The organism is Exiguobacterium sp. SH1S21, from assembly GCF_004337175.1.
GTDB classification, from domain to species: domain Bacteria; phylum Bacillota; class Bacilli; order Exiguobacteriales; family Exiguobacteriaceae; genus Exiguobacterium; species Exiguobacterium aurantiacum_A.
The window spans coordinates 377,433-401,071 of sequence record NZ_SJUY01000001.1 but is presented as its reverse complement, the minus strand read 5'-3'; the positions used below and the strand labels follow the sequence as shown (position 1 = coordinate 401,071).

General features: G+C 53.4%; 23 protein-coding genes. 21 read left to right on the top strand and 2 right to left on the bottom strand.

The window, feature by feature from the left end; all coding sequences use genetic code 11:
* Positions 1 to 5 precede the first annotated feature (5 nt).
* Positions 6 to 791, top strand: a complete 786-nt coding sequence (locus tag EVJ24_RS01910) for a flagellar hook-basal body protein (protein ID WP_070328166.1) — start codon at positions 6 to 8, stop codon at positions 789 to 791.
* Between the two features lie 63 nt (positions 792 to 854).
* Positions 855 to 1,958: a glycerate kinase gene (locus tag EVJ24_RS01905; protein WP_236637517.1), complete on the top strand. Its 1,104-nt coding sequence runs from the start codon at positions 855 to 857 to the stop codon at positions 1,956 to 1,958.
* Positions 1,959 to 1,975: 17 nt separating this feature from the next.
* On the opposite strand, the gene mscL is transcribed toward EVJ24_RS01905, so the two are convergent.
* Positions 1,976 to 2,356, bottom strand: a complete 381-nt coding sequence (gene mscL, locus EVJ24_RS01900; RefSeq protein ID WP_131439136.1) for a large-conductance mechanosensitive channel protein MscL — start codon at positions 2,354 to 2,356, stop codon at positions 1,976 to 1,978.
* 203 nt (positions 2,357 to 2,559) lie between these two features.
* Here mscL and EVJ24_RS01895 point away from each other — a divergent pair, with 203 nt between their 5' ends.
* The 13 genes from EVJ24_RS01895 to arcC all read left to right on the top strand — a co-directional run bounded on the left by EVJ24_RS01895 (position 2,560) and on the right by arcC (position 16,462).
* Positions 2,560 to 2,811: a DNA-directed RNA polymerase subunit beta gene (locus EVJ24_RS01895; protein ID WP_131439134.1), complete on the top strand. Its 252-nt coding sequence runs from the start codon at positions 2,560 to 2,562 to the stop codon at positions 2,809 to 2,811.
* Between the two features lie 13 nt (positions 2,812 to 2,824).
* Positions 2,825 to 3,247 carry a 3-hydroxyacyl-ACP dehydratase FabZ gene (gene fabZ / locus EVJ24_RS01890; protein WP_070328162.1) on the top strand — a complete coding sequence of 141 codons (423 nt, stop codon included), beginning with the start codon at positions 2,825 to 2,827 and terminating at the stop codon, positions 3,245 to 3,247.
* A gap of 11 nt (positions 3,248 to 3,258) precedes the next feature.
* Complete coding sequence (locus tag EVJ24_RS01885) at positions 3,259 to 3,711, top strand: hypothetical protein (protein WP_131439132.1); 453 nt, start codon at positions 3,259 to 3,261, stop codon at positions 3,709 to 3,711.
* Between the two features lie 94 nt (positions 3,712 to 3,805).
* A complete protein-coding gene (locus EVJ24_RS01880) occupies positions 3,806 to 5,545 on the top strand; it encodes a methyl-accepting chemotaxis protein (protein WP_201740334.1) in 1,740 nt (579 codons plus the stop codon).
* A gap of 63 nt (positions 5,546 to 5,608) precedes the next feature.
* On the top strand, positions 5,609 to 6,658 hold the full coding sequence (locus EVJ24_RS01875) for a C45 family autoproteolytic acyltransferase/hydolase (protein ID WP_131439130.1): 1,050 nt from the start codon (positions 5,609 to 5,611) through the stop codon (positions 6,656 to 6,658).
* Between the two features lie 57 nt (positions 6,659 to 6,715).
* Entirely contained in the window at positions 6,716 to 6,994 is a 279-nt protein-coding gene (locus EVJ24_RS01870; RefSeq protein ID WP_131439128.1) for a hypothetical protein, read from the top strand.
* Positions 6,995 to 7,174: 180 nt separating this feature from the next.
* Positions 7,175 to 9,664: a sensor histidine kinase gene (locus tag EVJ24_RS01865; RefSeq protein WP_161568722.1), complete on the top strand. Its 2,490-nt coding sequence runs from the start codon at positions 7,175 to 7,177 to the stop codon at positions 9,662 to 9,664.
* Positions 9,665 to 9,667: 3 nt separating this feature from the next.
* Positions 9,668 to 10,351 carry a response regulator transcription factor gene (locus EVJ24_RS01860; protein ID WP_131439124.1) on the top strand — a complete coding sequence of 228 codons (684 nt, stop codon included), beginning with the start codon at positions 9,668 to 9,670 and terminating at the stop codon, positions 10,349 to 10,351.
* A 125-nt stretch (positions 10,352 to 10,476) separates the two neighbouring features.
* Complete coding sequence (locus tag EVJ24_RS01855; RefSeq protein WP_051121426.1) at positions 10,477 to 11,718, top strand: MFS transporter; 1,242 nt, start codon at positions 10,477 to 10,479, stop codon at positions 11,716 to 11,718.
* Positions 11,719 to 11,730: 12 nt separating this feature from the next.
* Positions 11,731 to 13,422: an acyl-CoA synthetase FdrA gene (gene fdrA / locus EVJ24_RS15415; protein WP_201740333.1), complete on the top strand. Its 1,692-nt coding sequence runs from the start codon at positions 11,731 to 11,733 to the stop codon at positions 13,420 to 13,422.
* A 12-nt stretch (positions 13,423 to 13,434) separates the two neighbouring features.
* The gene (locus EVJ24_RS15410; protein WP_071398329.1) at positions 13,435 to 14,706 is read left to right on the top strand and encodes a DUF1116 domain-containing protein; all 1,272 of its coding nucleotides are present in this window, start codon (positions 13,435 to 13,437) and stop codon (positions 14,704 to 14,706) included.
* Positions 14,703 to 15,503: a DUF2877 domain-containing protein gene (locus tag EVJ24_RS01845; protein WP_071398328.1), complete on the top strand. Its 801-nt coding sequence runs from the start codon at positions 14,703 to 14,705 to the stop codon at positions 15,501 to 15,503. Before EVJ24_RS15410 ends, EVJ24_RS01845 begins: the two co-directional genes overlap by 4 nt.
* Positions 15,500 to 16,462: a carbamate kinase gene (gene arcC, locus EVJ24_RS01840; RefSeq protein WP_131439122.1), complete on the top strand. Its 963-nt coding sequence runs from the start codon at positions 15,500 to 15,502 to the stop codon at positions 16,460 to 16,462. Before EVJ24_RS01845 ends, arcC begins: the two co-directional genes overlap by 4 nt.
* 81 nt (positions 16,463 to 16,543) lie before the next feature.
* Here arcC and EVJ24_RS01835 read toward each other — a convergent pair whose 3' ends face one another.
* On the bottom strand, positions 16,544 to 17,173 hold the full coding sequence (locus EVJ24_RS01835; RefSeq protein ID WP_131439119.1) for a class I SAM-dependent methyltransferase: 630 nt from the start codon (positions 17,171 to 17,173) through the stop codon (positions 16,544 to 16,546).
* 75 nt (positions 17,174 to 17,248) lie between these two features.
* Between EVJ24_RS01835 and EVJ24_RS01830 the strand changes: the two genes are divergently transcribed.
* The 6 genes from EVJ24_RS01830 (at position 17,249) to EVJ24_RS01805 (ending at position 23,639) form a co-directional block, all read left to right on the top strand.
* Positions 17,249 to 18,730: a cryptochrome/photolyase family protein gene (locus tag EVJ24_RS01830; protein WP_131439117.1), complete on the top strand. Its 1,482-nt coding sequence runs from the start codon at positions 17,249 to 17,251 to the stop codon at positions 18,728 to 18,730.
* A gap of 202 nt (positions 18,731 to 18,932) precedes the next feature.
* Positions 18,933 to 19,520 carry a glycerol-3-phosphate responsive antiterminator gene (locus EVJ24_RS01825; protein WP_236637516.1) on the top strand — a complete coding sequence of 196 codons (588 nt, stop codon included), beginning with the start codon at positions 18,933 to 18,935 and terminating at the stop codon, positions 19,518 to 19,520.
* A complete protein-coding gene (locus tag EVJ24_RS01820) occupies positions 19,517 to 20,608 on the top strand; it encodes an ABC transporter ATP-binding protein (protein ID WP_131439113.1) in 1,092 nt (363 codons plus the stop codon). The genes EVJ24_RS01825 and EVJ24_RS01820 overlap by 4 nt, the downstream gene beginning before the upstream one ends.
* A complete protein-coding gene (locus EVJ24_RS01815) occupies positions 20,605 to 21,510 on the top strand; it encodes a carbohydrate ABC transporter permease (RefSeq protein WP_131439111.1) in 906 nt (301 codons plus the stop codon). The genes EVJ24_RS01820 and EVJ24_RS01815 overlap by 4 nt, the downstream gene beginning before the upstream one ends.
* Positions 21,507 to 22,316: a carbohydrate ABC transporter permease gene (locus EVJ24_RS01810; RefSeq protein ID WP_131439109.1), complete on the top strand. Its 810-nt coding sequence runs from the start codon at positions 21,507 to 21,509 to the stop codon at positions 22,314 to 22,316. The genes EVJ24_RS01815 and EVJ24_RS01810 overlap by 4 nt, the downstream gene beginning before the upstream one ends.
* A 15-nt stretch (positions 22,317 to 22,331) precedes the next feature.
* Positions 22,332 to 23,639 carry an ABC transporter substrate-binding protein gene (locus tag EVJ24_RS01805; protein ID WP_131439107.1) on the top strand — a complete coding sequence of 436 codons (1,308 nt, stop codon included), beginning with the start codon at positions 22,332 to 22,334 and terminating at the stop codon, positions 23,637 to 23,639.

The following is a 23,639-nucleotide window of genomic DNA, read 5'->3' as shown; positions in this document are numbered from 1 at the left end:
AACCCATGCAGTCCATTTATAACTCGGTCTCGTCACTAGCCCAGCTTCAACGCCAGCTCGATGTGACCGGCCACAACATCGCGAACGTCGACACGGTCGGCTTTAAACGCCAGCAAGGTCACTTCGCCTCGCTCCTTTCGCAAGCGTATGACAATCAACCTCGGGCCGAACTTGAAGTCGGCCGCGATACACCGAACGGGATCCGCATCGGTGTCGGCGGTCATGTCGGTGACATCTCCCAACAGTTCAACATCGGCCAAATCAAGAAGACGGACCGAGGTCTTGACGTCTTCTTGCAGGCAAGCCGTCAGTTTTTCGTCGTCGAGACGGAAGACGGGATTGGTGTGACCCGGAGCGGCAACATGCAGCTCTCGGTCGGCAATGACGGGACGACACTTTCTGACGTGAACGGCAACGCACTTCTCGGTGCAGATGGCAACCGTATCGTCACGCCGAACGAAGCGACGAATCATCGCGTCCGTCAAGACGGGGTCCTCGTCGCCAGCGTGAACGGCGTCGAAGAAGAGTTCGGGCGCCTCGACATCGTCGAGGTGCGCAACACGTCGGAACTTCGTCCGCTTGGGAACAACGTCTATTCGGCTGATCTCGATATCGAAGTCGACCGTCCAGTCGGGAATCTCTTATTAGAAGGGACGCTCGAATCATCGAACGTCGACTTGATGAAAGAGATGACCGATATGACGATCACACAGCGTGCCTACCAGATGAACTCCCGGGCGCTGTCGATGAGCGACCAGATGATGGGGCTCGTGACGTCACTTCGCCCATAACATTGACCGCTTCTCTTCGGAGGAGCGGTTTTTATTTTATAATGAAGTGAAGGAGGGAACGGTATGAGAATTGTTGTGGCGATGGATTCATTCAAAGGCTCGCTGACGAGTCAGGAAGCGAATCGGGCGGTGCGACGGGCGCTTGCGGGACATGACGTCGTAGAGATCCCCGTATCGGACGGGGGCGAAGGGTTTCTCGACGCCTGGCTGGCGACACATCCGGAAGCAAATGCGGTCGAACAGGAAGTGACTGCGCTCGACGGACGGGTCCGTCAGGCGCGCTACGGATGGCATGAAGCAACACGAGAAGCGGTCGTCGAAGTGGCGGAAGCGTCCGGATTGACGCTCGTCGATCGGTTCGACCCGTGGCGGTACAGTTCTTACGGGACGGGGATGCAACTCAGACAAGCGATCGAACGCGGAGCGGGGCGCATCACGATCGGTCTCGGCGGCAGTGCGACCGTCGATGGTGGCAAGGGCGTGCTCGAAGCGCTAGGCGTCCGTTTCCTCGATGAGTCCGGACGAGTGCTCGGACCGTTCCCACACGGACTCGAGCGCGTGAAGCGCGTCGACTGGTCCGGTCTGATGCCGGAGGCGAAGCACGTCACGTGGCGAATCGCCTCGGACGTGACGAACCCGCTCCTCGGACATGCGGGCGCGGCGGCCGTGTTCGGTCCACAAAAAGGTCTGGCACCAAGTGACATCGCCCGCTATGACGACTTGATGAGCGCTTACGCTGCTTGTTTCGATCGCGCCGATACGACGGTCGCCGGGGCGGGAGCTGCTGGTGGCATCGGTTTTGCGATGTACCAACTCGGGGCGACGTACGTGAATGGCATCGAGGAAGTGATGCGTTGGTCATCGTTTGACGAGCAACTGCATGGGGCCGATTGGCTGATCACAGGAGAAGGTCGCTTCGATGAACAATCGCTTCATGGGAAAGCCCCGTATGGTTTGGCTCGTTTTGCGCACGAACATGGCGTCCCGACACTCGTCTTCACCGGCCAGACCGACATGACGGTACTCCCGGAAGTCGGGATTGAAGCCATTTTCCCGATCATTTCCCGGGTCATGCCGCTTGAGACGGCGATGTTGGAAGCGGCACCGCTCTTGACGAACGCGGTCAGTCGTGTGTTTCGACTAATTGAAAAAACGTCTAAACCGTGACGGTTCAGACGAATGACTCATAGCGGACGGTTTTTAAGCAGATCGCGAATCTCGGAGAGCAGCTGTTCTTCGCGCGACAACTCTGGCTCTGGCGTCTCTTCGATCGCTTGCTCGCGCTTTAGGCGATTGATCCCTTTGACCATCATGAATAAGGCGAAGGCGATCAGGAAAAACTTGACGATCTCTTGCAAGAAGTTGCCGTATGTAACGCTTACGCCGAGCACGGTGACGGCGAGCGTCGAGAAATCGATGCCGCCAATGAGGATACCGAGGAACGGCATGAAAATATCGTTAACGAGCGACGTGACGATCGCCGTGAAGGCGGCCCCGAGGATGAAGGCGACAGCAAGATCGATAATATTGCCTTTGATGGCAAAGTCTTTGAATTCTTTCCACATGAGTATGATACCTCCTAAAAAATGAATACTCTAACGGTAGCATATATATGGCGGGTGAGTGACGTTTTTTTGCTGAAGGCCTGAATGCTATAGGACGGGGCGCTTGTTCGACATTTCTAGATACGTTACACTTATAAAGAACTTATGAAACGATTTTAATACCTGGTACTAATATGTTATAATCAGATCAGCTGAAAGGATGAATGGACGTGACGAACGAAGAACAGAAGGGCTCGGAAGAAAAAGAGCCTAAAGAGCGGACGGAGCGAAAGCGCTTGTCGAACAACCGCCGTTTCCCGATCTTGTTACGCATCATCGTTGTCTTGATCTTGGCCGCCGCGATGCTCGCGATCGGTGCCATTATCGGGTACAGCGTGATTGGCGGAGGCGAGTGGAGAGACGTGTTCGACATCGACACGTGGCGCCATATCACCGATTTCTGGCTAACATCATAAGGGTGGTGGAACCATGTACACGATTGAACAGATTAAAGAAGTGATCCCGCATCGGTACCCGTTCTTGCTCATCGACCGGATTCTCGAGGTCGAAGAAGGCGAACGGGCCGTCGGTTTAAAAAATGTGACGGCGAACGAAGAATTCTTCAACGGACATTTCCCAGACTATAACGTCATGCCGGGCGTTTTGATCGTCGAAGCACTGGCCCAAGTCGGTGCGTTCGCGATGCTCAAACAAGAGTCGAACCGAGGTAAGCTCGCGTTCTTCGCCGGCATCGACAACTGTCGCTTCAAACGTCAAGTCGTCCCGGGCGACCAGTTGCGCCTCGAGGTCGAGATCTTGAAGGTGCGTGGTCCGATCGGTAAAGGACGTGCCGTAGCGACGGTCGACGGAGAAGTGGCGTGTGTTGCAGAACTGACTTTCGCCTTGAAGTGAGGGGAAACGAGATGCGTGTATTAGTGATTGCCTTGATGCTTGGATTAGCGACAATCGTCGGATGCCAACAGATGCAGACGAAAGAAGCGACAGAAGAGAACGTCGTCTTCGAACAGACGGCGGGCGATTCGATGATCGACAAGCGGGCCGGACAGTCTGAGTCGATCGCCGTGTCGCTTGAGCGGACGAACAGCTCGACGATGCTGTTCACGATTCGGATGCTCGAAGATCGCCGGCTCGACCCGACGACGGTGATCAGCTACGAAGTCGATGGCACGCGCGTACCGATCCCGTTCGGTGAACTTGTCGCCGAGCGGGAAGGTGACGTGCGGACATACGTCTATCAAGCCGACATGAACCCAGAATTGTTCGTGCCGACGACACTCCCATTGTTCCAAATCGGAGAAGAAGGTGAGGCGGAAGTCTCGATGCCGCTCGAAGCCGTTAATTCGACAAATAAATAAAAAAACGGATGATTTTGTCGAAAATCATCCGTTTTTTGTTTACTCTTTTTTAGTTTCCTCCGATATAACCAATAAGGAACTAGGAGGGGAATTTATGAAACAAAATAAACCACAGTCACTACAGAATCGGATTCTCGCGGTGATGCTCGCCTTTGTGACGCTACTCATCGTCATATTCGGGGTCACTCAATACGTGAGTACGAAAAATACGGTGCTCAGTTCGATGCAGGCCGTCTTGCTAGAAGACGCCGCTCGAATCAGTGAGGCGATAGATGCGGACGCGTATGCGGCGTTTTTACAAAATCCGGAAAAGAATGAACAATTCGAGCAGTTTCGGGAACAACTCGATACGTACCGCACGCAAATCGGGGCGATGTACGTCTACACGCTCGCATTGGACGGTGAGGAGCTACAAATTATTGTAGATGGAATGAGTGGGACAGACGCGTCCGAGATTGGGGAACCGGTGTCTGCAACTTCGCTCGAAGACGCACAGCCGGCGTTTGAAGGCGGGACCGGCACGACGCCGATTGTCGAAGACCCGGAGTTTGGGACCTATATGACGGTGCTCGTCCCCATCAAGCAAGGGGATGAAGTCATTGGTGTCATCGGCATCGATAAAAGCGCAGACGATGTTGCGGCGGTCACGACTGACGTATTACGTGAAAGTCTGCCCCCGGTACTCATCGGTCTCGTCATCTTGCTCGGTCTCGCCTCGGTCATCATCTGGCGTTACCTCGGTTGGAAATTGCGGCCGCTCCGTGACCTTGAACGCGTCGCGACGCATATCGCTGACGGGGACTTGGCAACGGCGTCGATTGAGATGGATAACATTCAATTGCACGCCAACGATGAGATCAAGCGTCTCACCGCGTCGATGGACCAAATGACGAAGATGTTGAAAGGATTGATCTCAAACCTACAGACGTCAGCACAGACGGTCCGGGATGAGAGTGGCAACGTCGCGAGCATCTCGGAAGAAGTGAACGACGCATCGCGACAGATTGCGTTCACAATGGAAGAAATCGCTGGGGGGGTCGAGAATCAGAGTGTGCTCACGATGAAGCTGTACGGACATATGAACGAGTTTTCGGAACTTGTCGAACAAACGGCGACGGACGGGCACGGCGTGAGCACGCAAGCGGAAGTCGTCAGTCGGGCGACAGCAGAAGGGCTGCAACTCATGGAAGACGCGGTCGGGAAGATGACGAACATCCATGCGCAAGTAAATGAGTCGCAAGGCCAAGTGAAAGACTTTGAGCAACAGGCGGACGAAGTGACGGCGCTCGTCACGATTATCCGGCAGATTTCGCAACAGACGAACTTACTCGCCTTGAACGCGGCCATCGAGGCGGCCCGTGCAGGGGAGCACGGGAAAGGGTTCGCCGTCGTCGCCTCCGAGATTCGCGGTCTGTCGAACAGCGTCGCCCAGTCGGTCAGTGAGATCTCAGAGATCGTCGGCAGCGTCAAACGGAACTCGATCGCGCTCGGCGAGACGTTCACTGACAGCATGCACGCCGCCGAAGACGGCAGACGGACGCTCGAAGCGACGAAGCAAGCGTTTAACGAGATCGAGGCGAGTGTCCGTGAGATGCAGCGGCTGACCGGGTCGATGCAAGGACAGCTCGGTCGCGTCAAGACGAACCAAGAAGACATCAAGCGCGGTCTTTCAGACATTGCCTCGATCTCTGAAGAGAGCACGGCCGGTAACGAGGAAGTGGCCGCCTCGACCGAACAGATGTCGGCGACGAGCGAGACGATGAACCGTCTCGTCAAAGACTTGTCGCTCACCGCGGAAGATATGCAACAGATGAGCCGCCAGTTTAAACTATGAACAGCTTCAAGTCAGACATCCCTCCCGCGCGTCCGCTATAATGGGCGCAAGGGAGGTTTTTTCATGCAACGTGTCTCAAGCGAACTTACACAATTCCGCGGCAGTCATTATGACTTTGGCCGCTTTCAAGGTGAATATATCAAGCGCAGCAAGCTGCTCGAGAACCGGACCGATCAGTGGAAGCTGCGCGTCCCCCGGTTTGAGATTGATGAGCGCGAGGCGAAACAAGCGTTCGACCGGTTCGCCCCGAGGATTTGGGAAGAACTGCTCGGCCTGCAGGATGAGCTCGAACTGACGCTCGGCGATACGCTCCTTCATTTCGGTCATTTCCGGGTCAATAACCCGATCAGCGGCTGCTCGATTTTGACAGGGGACAACTTCCTCGTCCGCAACTACGACTATCATCCGATGACATATGATGGGCGCTACAACGTGTTCCAACCGGACGAGGGCTACGCCGTCATCGGACCCGTCTCGCGCGTCACCGGGCGGATGGACGGGATGAACGAACGCGGCCTCGCCATGGGCTACAACTTCATCAACCGCCGCCGTCCCGGGGACGGTTTCGTCTGCCAGATGATCGGACGGATGATCCTCGAGACGTGCGCGACGGTCGAAGAAGCGGTCGATCTGTTGAAAGACATTCCGCACCGTGGCTCGTTCACGTATGTCGTCCATGACAAGTCGTCAAATACACGTGTCATCGAAGCGACCCCGCGCGACATCCGTGTCCGCGAATCGAACATTTGCACGAACCACTTCGAGCTGTTGCAGCACGAGAACCGTTACCATCTCGACGACTCGACGCGGCGGATGATGGAGATCAAGATGTATCAACATATCGTCCAAGACGCCGAGAGCGCGTTCCGGCTCATGAACGACTCGGATAAAGGTGTCTTTTCGGAGCTGTATAAAAGTTGGGCCGGGACGATCCATACGGCCGCCTATTTCCCGGAGACGCTCGAGACGTGGTTCGCCCTCGGCGGCGACCGCGACCCGGTCATCTTTGATTTTCAGACGTGGCTCGACGGGGAGGATTTCGACTTGCACGCCCTCGACGGTGAGATCGCGACCGATATAGAGTTCGCCAACACGGTCCAACTTTGGCGCTGACTTCGGTCAGTGCTTTTTTTATGGAAACGGGGAATAGGAATACGAGGAGGGATTTATATGAAACGAATCGGTTTATTGGCCATCATGCTCGGGTTGGTTGTCGTCCTCGGCGGATGCGTGCCGGGTGACGGCTCCTATACGACGGACCCGGCCGGCTTCTTTTGGGGTGTCTGGCACGGCTGGATCGCACCGGTGTCACTGATTTTAGGGTTGTTCAATGACGCGTATCGCGTCTATGAAGTGAACAACACCGGTTGGTTTTATGATTTAGGATTCTATATCGCGATCATCAGCGGTTTCGGTGGGATCGCTGTGACACGGAGGAGTCGGGGATAAGACAACCGGGTTGGCCATTTATGGTCAACCTTTTTGTCACGACATCGCCATAACAAAAACATAAAAAACCCGATGGAATATCTAAAAAAAGCATAAACCGTGCTACTCTTTTTTTATAGGTGGTGATAGGAAATGCTACACCGGATTCGGGTGATGCGAGAGACATTTCGAGGAAGACTTTTGTTTGATTTCATATTACTTATACTCGTTTCGGGCCTATTCTCACTTGTGATTTATTTGGCGGACACGGTCCAAAACGTGAAAGATGAATTTACTCAACAAGAAGTTGCGACGAAACAGATGCAATCGATTGTGTTCGATTATATTGAACAAAGCCGTCAAGTCATTCAAACGGCTGCGGTCAATATCCGTTTATCTCGTGCGACTGCTCGATCGGGAGAATGGGAGCAAGCGATGCTCGACAATATTAAACGACACAATCCACGCTTCGAAAATCTCTATATTGCTGATTCGGAAGGGGAGACGACCTCATTTTCGCCGATGAACAATGAGGACGGTGTCTCGAATATCGGATTGGATTTTAGCAGTCGCTTTTACTTTGAACGCATTCAATCGAGTAAAACGACTTACGTGTCACATGTGTTTCAAGGAAGAGGCGGAAGTCGAAAACCACTGATTGTGATTGCGACACCGATTTTCAATGAACGGGAGGACATGGAAGGTTATGTGCTAGGTGCACTCAATTTGGACGGGATTGGCGAAACGCTCATTGCTAACAATTTTAACGAACAGCAATATCCGGTCGTCGTCGATGATCGGAATCAAGTCGTGTTTCATCCGGACGAATACCCATCGACTGAAGTGAAAACGATTTCAACGAACCCGAATGAGGCGGGTGCATTACTGTGGGGAAATGTATGGCGTGTTTATGATGAAGAAAAGAAAGAATCACAGCTCGCTACTTATGCGGAAGTCCCGAAGTATGAGTGGACGGTTTGGATCGCGCGTCCGGTCGGCAGTATTTTAGCTTCAACAGTCAACACGTTACTACCAAATACGATCCTGTTTTTAATCGTCGCGGCAATCATGCTCGTGCTCGGATTGGTCCTCTCCCGAAAACTGAATCAATCGCTCGCCGATTTTGTCAATCAGACCGAGTTGATGGTCGAGCGTGGCGAGGCGCCGGATGTAGTCGCTCATTTAAAATCAATTCATGCCCCAAAAGAGATCATTGGATTGGCCAGACAGTTTGCCGTGATGGCAGACGATGTCCGGTCCGGACAAGAAAACTTGAGGCAGTTGAACGACGCGCTTGAAGAAAAAGTTAAGTTGCGGACGCATGAACTCGAACAAAACAATCTTGAGTTACAGGCACTCAATCAATTTATGACATCGTTTCGTCATGCGCCAGACACGATTGCGCTCGTGCAGAGTACGTTGTGCGAGGTATCATCAATCTTGCCTTATCCGTTATTTGTATCGTTACCGAACCAGGTCATATCAAAAGACGCGATTTTATCCCAAGAAAGCTTATATGAATTCATCGAAACGCAACAAGACGCCTATCGCTTCCAAGTCAATGCGCTCTACTATGGCGGGCAAGCCAGCGGGATGTTACTCGTTGGATTAACGATGAATCAGACGATTTCGAAACGGGAGGATATTTTTCTGCATACGCTAGCGGATGCTTTCTCCATGTTGTTGGACAATAAGCTCCTCGTGGATGAAACGACGAAACAAAATGCGTTGTGGCATGCGACGTTAAGCAGCATGTCAGAAGGTGTCATCGTATTGAATGAAGACGGTGAGATTGAATATGTGAATCGTTTTATGGAAGTCTATTTCGACCTCCACGCATCGAGCCGGGCTGAAGACTGGGAAAAGCTCATGGACGAGTACAGGATGGAGAGAGAACCTCTGCGGTTATTAGTGGACGAGCAGATCTTTCAAATTCAGCCGTTCTCTGTAGTCGATGCAGCTAACTCGATCGGACAAGGGTATATCGTCCGAAATGTGACGCGTGAAGTCGAGATTGACCAGTTAAAAGATAATCTGATCTCGCTCGCCTCACACGAGTTCAAAACACCGCTCACAAACATCCGTGGCAGTGTCGAGACACTGATGCGAAAAGACGTGACGTGGGAAGCGCCTTTCCGTCATGAATTGCTGCAAGGGATTCAAGAAGATTCTCAACGGATTCGTCAGCTGATCGATGATTGGCTCGACATCACGAAGCTTGAATCGGGCAACTTTCCGGTCGAGATTGAGGCGGTCCTCTTGAAGCCTTACGTGGAAAGAATCATTCATGAGCTACAAATTGATGCGCATACGACTTATGACTGGCAAGGTCCGCCCGTCGTCGAAGTCGATTTTCATCGATTCCGTCAAGTGCTCGTCAACTTGTTGACCAATTCGGTTCGTTATAGTGACGGCCCGCCAACCATTCACATCCAATCTTATGAATCAGATACGGATTGGACGCTCGTCATTGAAGATCAAGGGATTGGCATTCGCCATGATCATTTGGAACGGATTTTCGACCGGTTTTATCAAGTCGAAATGAAGTCGACACGGCGAAAAGGAGGAACCGGGCTCGGATTGGCGATATGCCAAGGCATCATTGAAGCCCATGGCGGAAAGATTTGGGCTGAGAGTGAACTCGGGCGGGGGACTCGATTCTTTCTTGAACTACCGAAAGGAGAAGATTGATGCATGCAGACGATTGCGATTGTAGAGGATGAGAAGAAAATTGCACGATTCGTGGCGGCCAATTTATCGTCGCTCGGCTACTCGGTCTATGAGTATCCAGGCGGTTCCTCTTTTTTGGAGGATGTCGATCGCCGTCAAGTCGATTTAGTACTGCTCGATATTATGATGCCTAATATGGACGGATTTGAAGTGTTACGCCGTCTCCGGACAGTCTCGGACGTTCCGGTCATTTTGTTGACTGCTCGGAGTCAGGCAAAAGATAAGGTGGATGGACTAAATTTAGGAGCGGATGATTATTTAACAAAACCATTTGCGCTTGACGAGCTGTTCGCCCGGGTGAAAGCCGTATTGAGACGAACGAAGGTGAGTGAGGCGCTAGAGAATACGGTCGAGATAAAAGGCTTGGAAATCGATCGTCTGCGCAACCGAGTGTTTCATCAAGGGCAAGAAGTCAAATTGACCCAAAATGAGTTCTCGCTCCTGTCAGAACTCGTAAAGCATTTAGATCAAGTAGTCCAACATCGTGAGCTACTTCAAGCTGTTTGGGGACCGGAATATGGCGGGGAAGTCGAGTATTTGCGTGTCACGATTGGACGCATCCGAAAGAAATTTAAAGCAGCCGGGGCTCTAGAGGCTGCCGATCAACTAAAAACGTATCCCGGTATCGGATACGCGTTACTCTCTTAAGCGCCTTAGGGTGCTTTTTTTATGGAATTGTTACGGCAAGACCCGTTCTGTTTATGCGTTTCTTATGGGCTGACACGTAAAGTGGGGTTGTAAGCGATACCAAAATACAGAAAGGAAGTAACCCCATGAGTACATCCCCAGTGTCTCAACCTTCGTTTGAAGCGAAGAAGGAACGAATCCCGTATTGGTGGAAAGTCATCGCGGTATTTTTCTTAGGTTGGATGTTTATGTACGCCGACCGAACAATTTTGAACCCGGTCATGCCGAACCTGGCCCAAGAGTTCGGGTTGAACAACGCCCAGCTCGGATTGGTCAACAGTGTATTCTTCCTCACTTATGCCATCGCCCAAATTCCTTCGGGCTCACTTGGTGATAAGTTTGGACGCAAACGAATTTTAGTTCCTGGATTTATTTTGTTCGGACTATTCACCGGGATCACCGGACTGGCTTCGACATTTCTCTTATTCATGATCGCCCGAGCGATCACAGGACTCGGAGAAGGAACGTATTACGGTCCTCAATACGCATTGTCGTCTGAGGCGATTCCGAAGCAGTTTCTAACGATTGGGACTGCCATCATCAACAGTGGTATGGCGCTCGGTATCTCACTCGGCTATATCTCATCGAGTTATTTGACACTCGAGCTCGGCATGAGTTGGCGAACGCCATTTTACTTCATGACAATCCCGACGATTTTAACAGGGATTTTGATTTGGTACGTCGTCAAAGAGAAGCGACCAGAACGTGTCGCGAACACGGTCGAAAAATCAGATTTCTCAATCATGAGCCTGTTCAAAAACCGTAACTTGCTCGCGACATTTGTCATGGTGTTCTGCTCACTTTATGGATTCTTCATGATTCTCACTTGGCTCCCGCAATACTTACAAGTAGAGCGTGGCTTCCAAGGCAGTGATGTCGGCTTCATCTCGTCACTCGTCCCATGGGCGTCTATTCCGGGGGCACTATTGATCGGTTATCTGTCAGACAAGATGGGCAAGAAAAAACCACTCGTATTCGTTCTCGTCCCATTGTCCATCGCCTCCATCTTGGCGGTCGTCTTCGTTGAAAGCACGCCACTGCTCTTCGCTGCGCTCATCCTGTATGGATTGACTGGAAAGTTAGCGCTTGACCCGGTCCTGCTCTCGTTCGTGGCGAACAACGCTCCGAAAAAAGTGTACGGAACCGTCTTCGGTGTCTATAACTTTGTCGGGATGACGTCGTCGATTCTGGCACCTTATCTTACTGGATATTTAGTCGATCAATCGGGATCGATGCAAACCGGCTTTTACTTGGCAGCCGTCTTACTCGTCATCGGAATGATCGCCATGTTATTCACAAAAGAAACCGTCAAACCGGCGGAAGCATAAGGAGAGAAACGTATGTTGACAACAATCATTCAAGCAAACACGTATCAAGACTCCGTCACGTTGATGGTGTTATCGAACCACGTCTCGAGTCTCGAAGGCATCAATAAAGTCTCGATCATGATGGGGACACCGGCCAACCTCGACATCTTTAAAAGTACAGGATTCTATACAGAAGAGTTAGAGGCGGCGACGCCACAAGACATGTGTATCGTCGTCGATGCGGAAACCGATCAGACCGAACCACTTTTGAAAGCAATCCATGACTTCCTGAACAACCAAACGAAACAAGCAGGTGCGGATAAGGCAGAAGTCCGGTCGTGGAAAGCGGCGCTCGAAGAACTGCCGGGAGCGAACTTGGCGCTGTTGTCGATTCCTGGACAATACGTCGAATACGAGACACGAAAAGCACTGAACCAAGGCTTGAACGTTCATATCTTTAGTGACAATGTCCCTGTCGAAGTGGAACGTGAACTGAAACAGCTCGCCGATGACAAAGGACTGCTAGTCATGGGTCCTGACTGTGGTACCGCATCACTCGCAGGTATTCCGCTCGCCTTCACCAACGTAGTCCGGGAGGGACGTGTCGGAATCGTCGGAGCCTCAGGGACAGGAATTCAAGAAGTGGCAACGTTGATTGATCGTCTCGGTGGCGGGGTCTCCCATGCAATCGGAACGGGTGGACGTGACTTGTCGACCGAAATCGGCGGGATCTCGATGAAAGCCGGCATTCGGGCACTTGCGGAGGACGTGACAACGGACACGATCGTCGTCATCTCAAAACCACCTGCGAAAGAAGTGCGCGAAGAGATTGAGCAGCTGCTTCAACAAGTCAACAAACCGGTCGTGGCCTTCTTCGTCGGAGACCACGGACTCGCGCCTGTCAACCACGTCGTCTATGCAGACACATCGGAAGAAGCGGCATTGCTTGCGCTTGGAAAGTCGACGCAGGAACGGAACCGGACCGATGTCACCTCGAATGGGGCGTCACGAATCATCGGCCTGTTCTCAGGCGGAACGTTGGCCGCGGAGACGGCTGACTTGATGGGCCTCTCGTTCGGCGTGGAGGCAGACCGTGAGCACCGAGACGGCTTCTCGTTTGACTATGATGGGAACGTCGTCATCGATTTAGGGGATGACGTCTACACGCAAGGGAAGCCGCACCCGATGATTGATCCGTCGACACGAATCGATTTCATCAATCGCTATTGTGATACAGATGATTCAATCGTGCTCCTGTTGGATAACGTCCTCGGATATGGTTCGCATGAGAATATGGCCGGTGCACTGCTCCCGACGTTAACTGAACTACAAGCAACTCGTCCGAACGTAGAGGTGATCGTCAACGTTTGTGGTACCGAACAGGATCCACAGCGTTACAGTGCCCAAAAGCAACTCTTTGAAGCAGCTGGTATCCTCGTCGCCGAGAGTAACGTGGCAGCTGTCGAATATGCACTTCGAATGATTGGGAAAGAAGTTCCACAGTTCAAACAGAAAACAGTTCCATCTGTAGAACCGAGCACACATAAAATTGAGTCGTCAGAAGCAATCCAGCAGTTGCTGCGCGCACCTAAAGTCGTCAACTTAGGACTTCGTTCGTTCGCAGATGCCGTAATTAGTGAAGGCGGTCACAGCGTTCAGTACAACTGGCAACCGACAGCCGGCGGAAAACCACATCTTCAGCGCTTGTTAGCGCTCATGTCTTGAGGAGGAAATAAAATGAGTATCGGAGCGATGATTCAAGAAGCAAATGACAAGGTGATTCAAACGATTATCGGAGGACAACCGTTTTTGACGGACGTCGTCCCAGCCCACACGGTCATTCCAGAATTGAAAGAAAAAGTACTTCTCCATGCTGGCCCACCGATTGCGTACCAAGACATGACGGGGCCGATGAAAGGAGCGGCCATAGGGGCGATCATCTTTGAGCAGTGGACCGACGATTATGAAGAGGCGGAAGCGATGCTCGAGCGCGGAGACGTGACGTTCATCCCGTGTCATCATGTGAAAGCGGTCGGACCGATGGGCGGGATCACGTCTGGACATATGCCGGTCCTCGTTGTCGAAAACCGAAACGGAAGTGCGAAAGCGTACTGCACGATGAACGAAGGAATCGGAAAAGTGATGCGGTTTGGTGCCAACGATGCAGAAGTCATCGCACGCCTCCACTGGATGAAAGACGTCCTGGGGCCGGTCCTCTCACAAACGTTGAAACAAGCAGGCGATGGGATCAACTTGAACGTCATCATCTCGAAAGCCATCACGATGGGGGATGAGTTCCACCAACGAAATATCGCGGCCTCGGTGTTGTTGCTAAAAGAATTGGCACCTTACCTTATGTTGGCGGACATCGATGAAACGGAACGACGTGACGTCTTGCAGTTCTTGGCCGATACCGATCAGTTCTTTTTAAACGTCATGATGGCGACCGGAAAAGCAATCCTAGACGAGGCTCGACGGCACGAAGCGGGCACGATCGTGACGGCTATGACCCGAAACGGGAAAGATTTTGGAATTCGAATCAGCGGTATGGGGGACGAATGGTTCACGGCACCCGTCAACATGCCAGAAGGCTTGTTCTTCACAGGCTACAGCCAAGACGATGCGAACCCGGACATCGGTGACAGTGCGATTGCGGAAACGTATGGCGTCGGTGGGATGGCGATGGTCGCTGCACCAGGTGTTACGCGGTTCCTCGGCCGGGCAGGATCGAGCGAAGCGCTCGCGATCAGTGAAGAGATGAACGAAATTTGCGATCGACATAACCCGAACTTGAGTATTCCATCATGGGATTTCCAAGGTGCCTGCGTCGGTATTGATATCCGGAAAGTCGTCGAGACCGGGATCACACCAATCATCAATACAGGAATCGCACACCGGGAGCCAGGTATCGGCCAAGTCGGTGCGGGAACGGTTCGTGCTCCACTGGCCTGCTTCGAGAAGGCGCTCGAAGCATACGCTGAAAAATTAGGACTGGTGCAACACGCATGAGACAAATCGGGGCGGCGTACAGTACGTATGCTGCCTCTCTCCTTCAAGAATTCCCCCAAGCGTTACAAGTCGAGGCCGTCTTTCGAAACGGTTATAACCTGCGAATGGGGGGACACTTGATTTACATCGGTACGACGAAGAACGGACATACGCCTTTTGGAATTCATGTGAAGACGGTCGATCGATTGGAGTGGAGAGTAGGAGATTGTCTATTGGCGGGCATCGGTGCGACGATTCACCACGTACCGAGCGGGATAACGATCTATCCAGACCAGGTGTTGAAAATGAACATGGAACGTATCGAGCCAAAGCGCTATGAACTGGCCTTAAACCTCAGGCAGATGGAGGCACGATTACGCGAACTCGGTCACGACTGGAGTTACGCCTATGAAGAGAGACGAGAACCGTTGTACGAATATTTGACGAACATCGGTCAAGCAGAAGGGAAACGTCTGATCGGCTACGGCAAAGGACTGACGCCGAGCGGCGATGACGTCTTAATTGGCTATATGGCCGTATGTGAGGTATTGGGACGGCCGATGAAATGGCAGAACGATTACGTGATGACAGCTAAATATCGAACGACACGAAGTTCTGTCGCTTTTTATGAGGCGGCACTGCGGGGAGAGTATACGAGCGAATTAAAAAGGCTGATTACAGTGCTGTTGACCGAATCGTTCTCAAACTGTGAGGTTGAATGGGAACGTCTGATCACGTTTGGGAGTTCATCAGGACAGGATACTGCGCTCGGAATATATTTGGCATTGAAACAAGAAATGGAGGAACTAGACAGATGAAAAAACGAATTGTCATTGCTCTCGGAGGGAATGCGATTTTAACGGACGATGGGACGGCAGAAGCACAACGACACGCCATCATGGAAACGGCGCGTCACATCGCCGACTTGGTCGAGGCAGGACATGAAGTCGTGCTCAGTCATGGGAACGGCCCCCAAATCGGTGCGATTTTGATTCAGCAACAAATGGCGAATTCGGAGAAGACGCCGGCGATGGATTTAGGGACGTGCGGAGCGATGTCGCAAGGCATGATCGGATATTGGTTCCAACAGCTATTGAAGAACGAACTCGCCCGTCGAGGCATGGAGCGACAAGTCGTCGCGATGATCACGCAATCGGAAGTCGCCTTATCAGACCCTGCATTCGATCATCCGACAAAGCCGATTGGCCCGTTTTATACTGAGAAGGAAGCGATCGAGATGCGAATGAAAGGCGATGTGATGGTCGAGGATGCGGGACGCGGATATCGAAAAGTCGTCGCCAGTCCGAAGCCGATCCGTATCGTTGAGGCACCGGTCATTCAAGACTTGCTTGATGCAGGCCATCTCGTCATCGCTGCAGGTGGGGGCGGCGTCCCTGTCGTCCGTGAGCAATACACGCTTCGAGGCGTGGAAGCTGTTATCGACAAAGACTTTGCCGCCGCGCAGCTGGCCCGGTCGATTGAAGCAACGCATTTGATGATCATCACGGGAGTATCTAACGTCTACATCCACTTCAATCAACCGAACCAAGAGAAATTGGAGACCGTCTCGACGTCTCGTCTTGAACAGTTGATCGAGGAGAATCATTTTATGGCCGGCAGTATGTTGCCTAAAGTAGAGGCGGCCCTCCAGTTTGTTGAAGCCGATTCGAATCGAGAAGCCGTAATCACAGACGTCGCTTCGTTAAAAGGGGCGATTGCGGAAACGGAAGGGACGCGGATCCGGTACGACATCGCTTCTGCGGATGTTGTCTATTGACCGATTGCATCTATATATGAATAGCCCCTTTCTTTATACCGAATAAAGAAAGGGGCTGTTGTTGTGAGAGGGGCTGCTCAATTAGGATTGCGTTTTGCGTCCACTCACCGCGACCGTACGATAATCGCGAGAATCAGGTCCGCGCTGGTCAGAGACGTCTGTCATACCGAGCGCCTTGGCGGAAGGGATGAACTGTTCCCGGACGAGCGTCGTGATCCCGTCCCAGGTCACGTCGCCTTTCCCGTCACAGTACGTGATGACGAACGACCCGCCTGGCGTTAAGACGCGTTCAATCTCGGCAAGTACCTTGGACATGTCGTCCCAGAAGTAGAGCGTATGGATGCTGAAGACGTGATTGAAACTTCCTTCCGGAAACGGGAGTGTCTCGAGGTCGCCTTCGACGACCTCGGCTCGCCCTGCTTGCAAGGCCGCTCGATTTCGTTTTGAGGCCGAGCGGACGATGGTCGGGGAACGGTCGAGCCCGGTCACGTGCACCTCATCAAAGCTACGAAGCATTTGCGCGATCGCGTCACCAGCTCCACAACCGAGGTCGAGGATGCGGTCGCCCGGCTGAACCGCCAACTGTTCAATCGTCCAGTCGACTTCGACCCGGTGTTGGCGGACCATCTTCTCGCCGATGTACGTCCCGACGATACCGCGCGGGTTCTCGTATTGGCTGTCGATCCATGTTTGCAGACGTTTCGGGCGCATCGAACCATTCCTTTCTAAATGAAGCAGATGTAAATTGAGTGTAGCACAATGTAAATTTTGAGAGGGGATGAATCTGTGCGCTCATTTTGGATCTTCGGCAATCAACTATCACACGACCTTGAGATGCTCGACCACGTCAAAGCTGACGACGTCATCGTCATGATCGAGGCGACGTCACGGGCGATGTGGCGGAAGTATCATAAACAAAAACTCGTCCTCATCTTCTCGGCGATGCGACACTTCGCCGCTGAGTTACGCGATCGCGGCTTCACCGTCGACTACCACGAGGCCGACTCGTTCCAAGACGCGTGGAACGATCACTTCAGTAGATTCGACCCCGAGGCGATTCACTACACGGCCGTCACTGATGAGCCGATGGAGCGGAAGCTGAAGCATTTCGGAGACCAGCACGAGCTCATCGAACATACGGACGTGCCGCTCTTCTATTTAACGAAGCAAGAGGCTGTCGACACGCTCGGCAGCGAGCCGTGGCGGATGGACCGGTTTTACCGTCATATGCGCAAACGGTTTGACGTGTTGCTCGAAGACGGGAAAGCAAAAGGCGGCAAATGGTCGTTCGACGCGGACAATCGCCAGCCGCCAAAGTCCGGGCTCACGTTCCCACCGGCCATCCACTTCCGACCTGACGCCATCACGACAGACGTCATCCGAAAAGTCGAGACGACGTTTTCCGACCACCCCGGACAAATCGAACCGTTCGCTTGGCCGGTGACGCGGGACGAGGCAAGGCGAGCACTCAAGCGTTTCGTCGACGAGCGGCTCGAGACGTTCGGTCCGTATCAGGATGCGATGTTGACCGAAAACCCGGAGATGTCGCACAGTCTGTTGTCGGCGGCGATCAATGTCGGACTGCTGACCCCGCACGAAGTCATCGAGGCGGCATGCGCGACCGACGCGCCCCTTGCTTCAGTCGAAGGGTTCGTCCGCCAAATTCTCGGCTGGCGGGAATACATGCGCGCCGTCTATGTGGCGTTGATGCCCGACTATCGAGACGTGAACACGTTCAACCACGAGCGTGACTTACCTGGCTTGTTTTGGGACGCGGACACGGACCTGAACTGTATGCACGAGAGCTTGAAGCCGGTCGTCGAGCGAGCGCACAACCACCACATCCAGCGGCTGATGGTGCTCGGTAACTATGCGACGCTGTTCGAAATCTCGCCGCAACAGACGAGCGACTGGTTCAACGAGATGTATATCGACGCCTACGACTGGGTCGTGTTGCCGAACGTGCTCGGGATGGCGCTCCATGCGGACGGGGGACGTCTTGCGACGAAGCCGTACATCGCCTCGGGCAAATACATCGACCGGATGAGCGACTATTGCAAAGGCTGCAAATATAACCCAAAACAGACGACCGAGGCTGACGCCTGTCCGTTCAACGCCCTGTACTGGAACTTCATCGACAAGCACGAGGAACGCTTCTCGAACAACCAACGTATGAAGATGATGGTCCGCAACTGGCAAGGGCGTGACGACGACGTCAAAGCGGACATCTTGGCGAAGGCGCGACAAACATTGACCGATTCCCCGTGAATCGGTTTTTTTACGTTTCCTTAATGAAATTTTGCAGAGCGTTCACGGACACTTTACAATCGTTCGGTACGATATGACTTGTGAGACCCCTCAATCCAAAGTGAATAGCATTCGGTAGAACATTCGAGAGACCAACAGAAGCCCATACGTCCGTGACGTCATGTTTCTGTTGGTCCTTTTTTCTTAAGAGAGGATGATTCAAGTGAATCCAACAATTCGCACGATTGGACGAGAGAAGATGATCGCATCGATCAAGTCGCCAAAACAGTTCGAGAAGTTCCTGCAATCGGACGTCACGACGACGTTCCTTATGATGGGCACGCTCAGCACGCTCGACCGTTATGTAACCCATTTAAAGCGGGAGAACCGGACCGTGTTCCTGCACGCGGAACGAATCAACGGCATTAGTCTCGACCGGGAAGGCATCGATTATTTGGCGAAACGGGTCGGCGCCGACGGTATCGTTACGACGAAAGCGTCCGTCATCCAACACGCCAAACGGGCTGGCCTGATGACGGTGCAACGCCTGTTCCTCGTCGATTCGGACGCCGTCACATCAGGCATCAAGATGGCGAACAATCAACAGCCGGACGCACTCGAACTCATGCCCGGTCTCATCCCGAGCGTAATCGAACATGTCGCCGGTAGCGTCTCACTCCCAATCGTGACGGGCGGGATGATCCGCAAACCGATCGAAGTTCACCAAGCATTGTCACATGGGGCGTTCGCCGTCTCGACAGGGGACGAGCGGCTATGGGCGTCACACGCGACGAAGGAGGAAATGGCATGAAGTCGATCCAACTGCAAGACCTCAAAAAATCATACGGGGACACCGAGGTCATCCGCGGCATCGATGTCACGATTGAGCCGGGCGAATTTTTCGCGCTCGTCGGACCGTCGGGTTGCGGCAAGAGCACGATGCTCCGGATGATCGCCGGTCTCGAGTCGATCACGAGCGGAACGCTCCGGATTGACGGCGTCGCTGCGAACGAGCTGAAGCCAAGCGAGCGGCAACTGTCGATGGTATTCCAAAACTATGCGCTCTATCCGCATATGACGGTCGAGAAAAATATTACGTTCGGACTACATACGAAAGGGCTCACGAAGCTCGAGCAGCGCGAACGGTGCGATGCGGCGGCCGAGACACTCGGTCTGACCGACTATTTGAAGCGTAAGCCCCGCCAATTATCAGGTGGTCAGCGGCAACGGGTCGCACTGGCCCGGGCTATCGTCACCGAGGCGCCAATCTGCCTCATGGACGAGCCGCTCTCGAACCTTGACGCCAAGCTCCGGGCCAAGATGCGTTCGGAGATCCGCCAACTGCAACGCAAGCTGAACTTGACGATGATTTACGTGACGCACGACCAAGTCGAGGCGATGACGATGGCCGATCGGATGATGTTATTGAACGACGGGGAAGTCCAACAAGTCGGCAAGCCGCTCGATCTGTACAACAAACCGGCGAATACGTTCGTCGCCTCGTTCATCGGCTCGCCTCCGATGAACTTGACCGAGGTAAAACGGGCGGAGAAAGGCTGGATTGCCGCGGATGGACGTCTGTTCCATCCGAATACGGTGACGAAACACGATGTGGCAACGCTCGGTATTCGGCCGGAACAAATCACACCGGCCGGGGAGACGGTGACGTTTTATGCCGAACTGAAGAACATCGAAGTGCTCGGCACCGAAACGATTCTTGCGTTCGATATGGGTGGGACCGAATGGCTCGCCAAATGGCCTGGACAGTGGCCGCTCTCAATCGGGGAGAAGATCGCTTGCTACGTCGATCCGAAACAAATATCGCTGTTTGATACAGCCGGCGATCGCATCGAGCCGCGCCAACCGAAACTGTTCGAGGCGCTGGAGGTGTTCCAATGACGGTCGCGTTGCCGAAACAGAGAGTCCGGGCACACCTCTCGGACGCAGCGGCCGGGGTCTTGTATTTATCGCCCTCGATTGCGCTGTTTGGCATCTTCCTCGTCTATCCGTTGTTCCGGACGATCTACTTGAGCTTTTTCCGGACTGATACGCAAGGGACGCCGCTCAGCTTCGTCGGGGGTGAGCACTACGCGAAACTGTTCACGAGCGCCTCGTTTTGGCAAAGCATCCAAGCGACGGTCGGCTTCGTTCTATTGACCGTTCCGCTCACAATCATCATCGCGCTAGGATTAGCGCTGCTCGCTAATGAGAAACTACGCGGTATCGGTTTCTTCCGGACGGCGTTCTCGGCGACGATGGGGATGAGCGTCGCGGCATCATCGGTCATTTGGATGTTTATGTACAATCCGTCGATCGGCATCTTCAACCGTTTCTTAGAAGCGGTCGGGGCGAGTGGGGTACAGTGGCTACTTGACCCGCAGTATGCACTCCTGTCCGTATCGCTCGCGACCGTCTGGATGAACATCGGTTTCACATTTTTGATCATTCTCGGGGGACTGCAAAATATCGACCGGACGCTGTACGAGAGCGCGGACATCGCTGGGACGAGTTACGGGACGCAGCTTCGGTCAATCACGATTCCGATGCTGTCACCGACGCTCTTCTTCGTCGGTATCATTTCGCTCATCAACGCCTTCCAAACGTTCGGACAGATTGATCTACTGACGAAAGGCGGTCCGACGAATTCGACGAACGTCATCGTCTACGCCATCTACAAGGACGCGTTCATCAACTATAACGTCGGTGGGGCGAGCGCCCAGGCGGTGCTCTTGTTCGTCACGGTGCTGCTCTTGACGTGGCTCCAGTTCAAGCTCGTCGAAAGGAAGGTGCATTACCAATGACGCTTCGGAAAGCAGTCACGTATACGCTCCTCGTCTTGAGTACGCTCATCATGCTGTTCCCGATCGCCTATGCGTTCTCGATCAGTTTGATGGACGGAAGTGAAGTGCTGAAAGGGAACCTCATCCCGCGCGACGTGACGTTCGACAACTATGTCGCCGCGTTCGAGCGCCTGCCGCTGTTGACGTACTTGTGGAACAGCCTCGTCGTCGCACTCCTCGTCATGGTCGGACAAGTCGCCTTGTCAAGCCTTGCCGCGTTCGCATTCGTCTTCATCGACTTCAAGGGGAAAGGGATTATCTTCATGCTTTTCCTCGCGACGATGATGGTGCCGTGGGAAGCGACGATGGTGCCGAACTTCTTGACGATCCAGTCACTCGGGTGGTTGAACTCGGTATGGGGGCTGTCGGTCCCGTTCTTCGCGCTTGCGTTCGGGACGTTCCTGCTTCGGCAACAGTTCAAGACAATCCCGCACGAGATGTATGAGGCGTCACAAATCGCCGGGGTCAGCCGCTTCCGTTTCTTTTGGAATATCGTCTTACCGGTCTCGAAGACGCCGCTCGTCACGTTGTCGGTCTACAGTTTTTTGACGACGTGGAACATGTACTTATGGCCGCTCCTCGTCACGAACACGGAGCAGGCGCGCACGGTACAGATCGGGATTAAACAGATGCAGTCAAATGAGGTCGCCTCGGATTGGGGTGTCGTCATGGCGGCGGTCATCATGATCATCATCCCGACGCTGATGCTGTTATTCGCCGGACAAAAACAGTTGCAAGAAGGTTTGACGCAAGGCGCGATTAAATAAAAGGGGGAATATAGGATGAAAAAGAAAGCATTATTCGCAGGGTTGGCCAGTTCGGTATTGTTGCTCGGGGCATGTGGTAGCGAGGAGGCGGAGCCGGCCGCTTCGGCGACGGAGGACGGGAAGACGGAAGTCGTATTTTGGCACGCGATGAGCGGGGACTTAGAGACCGCGCTCAACAACCAAGTCGACGCCTTCAACGAGTCGCAGGAGGAGTATGAAGTAAAACCGGTGTTCCAAGGTACGTATGAAGAAGCGCTCACGAAGTTCAACGCCGTCGCAGGGTCACCGGACGCGCCGGCCATCATGCAGACGTTCGAGGTCGGAACGAAATATATGATCGACACGAACAAAATCACGCCGGTCCAAGAGTTCATCGACAAAGAGGACTTCGACACGAATGTCTGGGAAGAGAACATCTTGAGTTATTACCAAGTCGACGGCAAGCAGTACTCGATGCCGTTCAACTCGTCGACACCGGTACTGATCTACAACAAGGACGCGTTTGAAAAAGCGGGACTCGACCCAGAGAAGGCGCCGCGGACATACGACGAATTGAAGCAAGCGGCGAAGGCGCTCACGACCGACGGGCAGACCGGCTTCACGATGCTCAACTACGGCTGGTTCTTCGAACAGCTCGTCGCCGCGCAAGGCGGGTTATATGTCGACAACGATAACGGGCGCAGCGGAGCGCCGACAAAAGCGGTATTTGACGGAGAAGAAGGACAGAACGCCTTCAATTTGATCAAAGACATGTACGACGAGAAGACGTTTATGAACGTCGGCCAAAACTGGGACGATATGCGTGCCGCCTTCCAATCAGGGAAAGTCGCGATGTATCTCGACTCGTCAGCCGGCATTCGCACCGTCGCGGACAACGCTGACTTCGAGGTCGGGGCGTCATACTTGCCGGTCCCGAACGAAGCCGAGCGGGAAGGTGTCATCATCGGTGGCGCCTCGCTCTGGATGGGTGACGGTATCGCCGACGAGACGAAGCAAGGCGCATGGGAGTTCATGAAGTACGCGGCCTCAAAAGAAGCACAGGCCAAGTGGCACGTCGAGACGGGTTACTTCGCCATCAACCCAGAAGCGTATAACGAACCGATTGTCAAAGAGATGTGGGCTGAGTATCCGCAACTGAAAGTGACGGTCGATCAATTGAGTGAGACGAAAGCTTCGCCGGCAACACAAGGGGCGCTCATCTCGACGTTCCCGCAATCCCGTCAGAGCGTCGTCAACGCGATGGAGAGCCTGTACCAAGGCGTATCGGTCGAGGAGGCGTTGAAGCGAGCAGCTGACGAGACGACTTCCACCTTGGGGCAGTGA

What these genes read in the sequence shown, in the direction of transcription:
- EVJ24_RS01910 (WP_070328166.1), top strand. Translation starts at nt 6, where the DNA reads ATGCAGTCCATTTATAACTCGGTCTCGTCACTAGCCCAGCTTCAACGC.
- EVJ24_RS01905 (WP_236637517.1), top strand. Translation starts at nt 855, where the DNA reads ATGAGAATTGTTGTGGCGATGGATTCATTCAAAGGCTCGCTGACGAGT.
- mscL (WP_131439136.1), bottom strand. Translation starts at nt 2,356, where the DNA reads ATGTGGAAAGAATTCAAAGACTTTGCCATCAAAGGCAATATTATCGAT.
- EVJ24_RS01895 (WP_131439134.1), top strand. Translation starts at nt 2,560, where the DNA reads ATGGACGTGACGAACGAAGAACAGAAGGGCTCGGAAGAAAAAGAGCCT.
- fabZ (WP_070328162.1), top strand. Translation starts at nt 2,825, where the DNA reads ATGTACACGATTGAACAGATTAAAGAAGTGATCCCGCATCGGTACCCG.
- EVJ24_RS01885 (WP_131439132.1), top strand. Translation starts at nt 3,259, where the DNA reads ATGCGTGTATTAGTGATTGCCTTGATGCTTGGATTAGCGACAATCGTC.
- EVJ24_RS01880 (WP_201740334.1), top strand. Translation starts at nt 3,806, where the DNA reads ATGAAACAAAATAAACCACAGTCACTACAGAATCGGATTCTCGCGGTG.
- EVJ24_RS01875 (WP_131439130.1), top strand. Translation starts at nt 5,609, where the DNA reads ATGCAACGTGTCTCAAGCGAACTTACACAATTCCGCGGCAGTCATTAT.
- EVJ24_RS01870 (WP_131439128.1), top strand. Translation starts at nt 6,716, where the DNA reads ATGAAACGAATCGGTTTATTGGCCATCATGCTCGGGTTGGTTGTCGTC.
- EVJ24_RS01860 (WP_131439124.1), top strand. Translation starts at nt 9,668, where the DNA reads ATGCAGACGATTGCGATTGTAGAGGATGAGAAGAAAATTGCACGATTC.
- EVJ24_RS01855 (WP_051121426.1), top strand. Translation starts at nt 10,477, where the DNA reads ATGAGTACATCCCCAGTGTCTCAACCTTCGTTTGAAGCGAAGAAGGAA.
- fdrA (WP_201740333.1), top strand. Translation starts at nt 11,731, where the DNA reads ATGTTGACAACAATCATTCAAGCAAACACGTATCAAGACTCCGTCACG.
- EVJ24_RS15410 (WP_071398329.1), top strand. Translation starts at nt 13,435, where the DNA reads ATGAGTATCGGAGCGATGATTCAAGAAGCAAATGACAAGGTGATTCAA.
- EVJ24_RS01845 (WP_071398328.1), top strand. Translation starts at nt 14,703, where the DNA reads ATGAGACAAATCGGGGCGGCGTACAGTACGTATGCTGCCTCTCTCCTT.
- arcC (WP_131439122.1), top strand. Translation starts at nt 15,500, where the DNA reads ATGAAAAAACGAATTGTCATTGCTCTCGGAGGGAATGCGATTTTAACG.
- EVJ24_RS01835 (WP_131439119.1), bottom strand. Translation starts at nt 17,173, where the DNA reads ATGCGCCCGAAACGTCTGCAAACATGGATCGACAGCCAATACGAGAAC.
- EVJ24_RS01820 (WP_131439113.1), top strand. Translation starts at nt 19,517, where the DNA reads ATGAAGTCGATCCAACTGCAAGACCTCAAAAAATCATACGGGGACACC.
- EVJ24_RS01815 (WP_131439111.1), top strand. Translation starts at nt 20,605, where the DNA reads ATGACGGTCGCGTTGCCGAAACAGAGAGTCCGGGCACACCTCTCGGAC.
- EVJ24_RS01810 (WP_131439109.1), top strand. Translation starts at nt 21,507, where the DNA reads ATGACGCTTCGGAAAGCAGTCACGTATACGCTCCTCGTCTTGAGTACG.
- EVJ24_RS01805 (WP_131439107.1), top strand. Translation starts at nt 22,332, where the DNA reads ATGAAAAAGAAAGCATTATTCGCAGGGTTGGCCAGTTCGGTATTGTTG.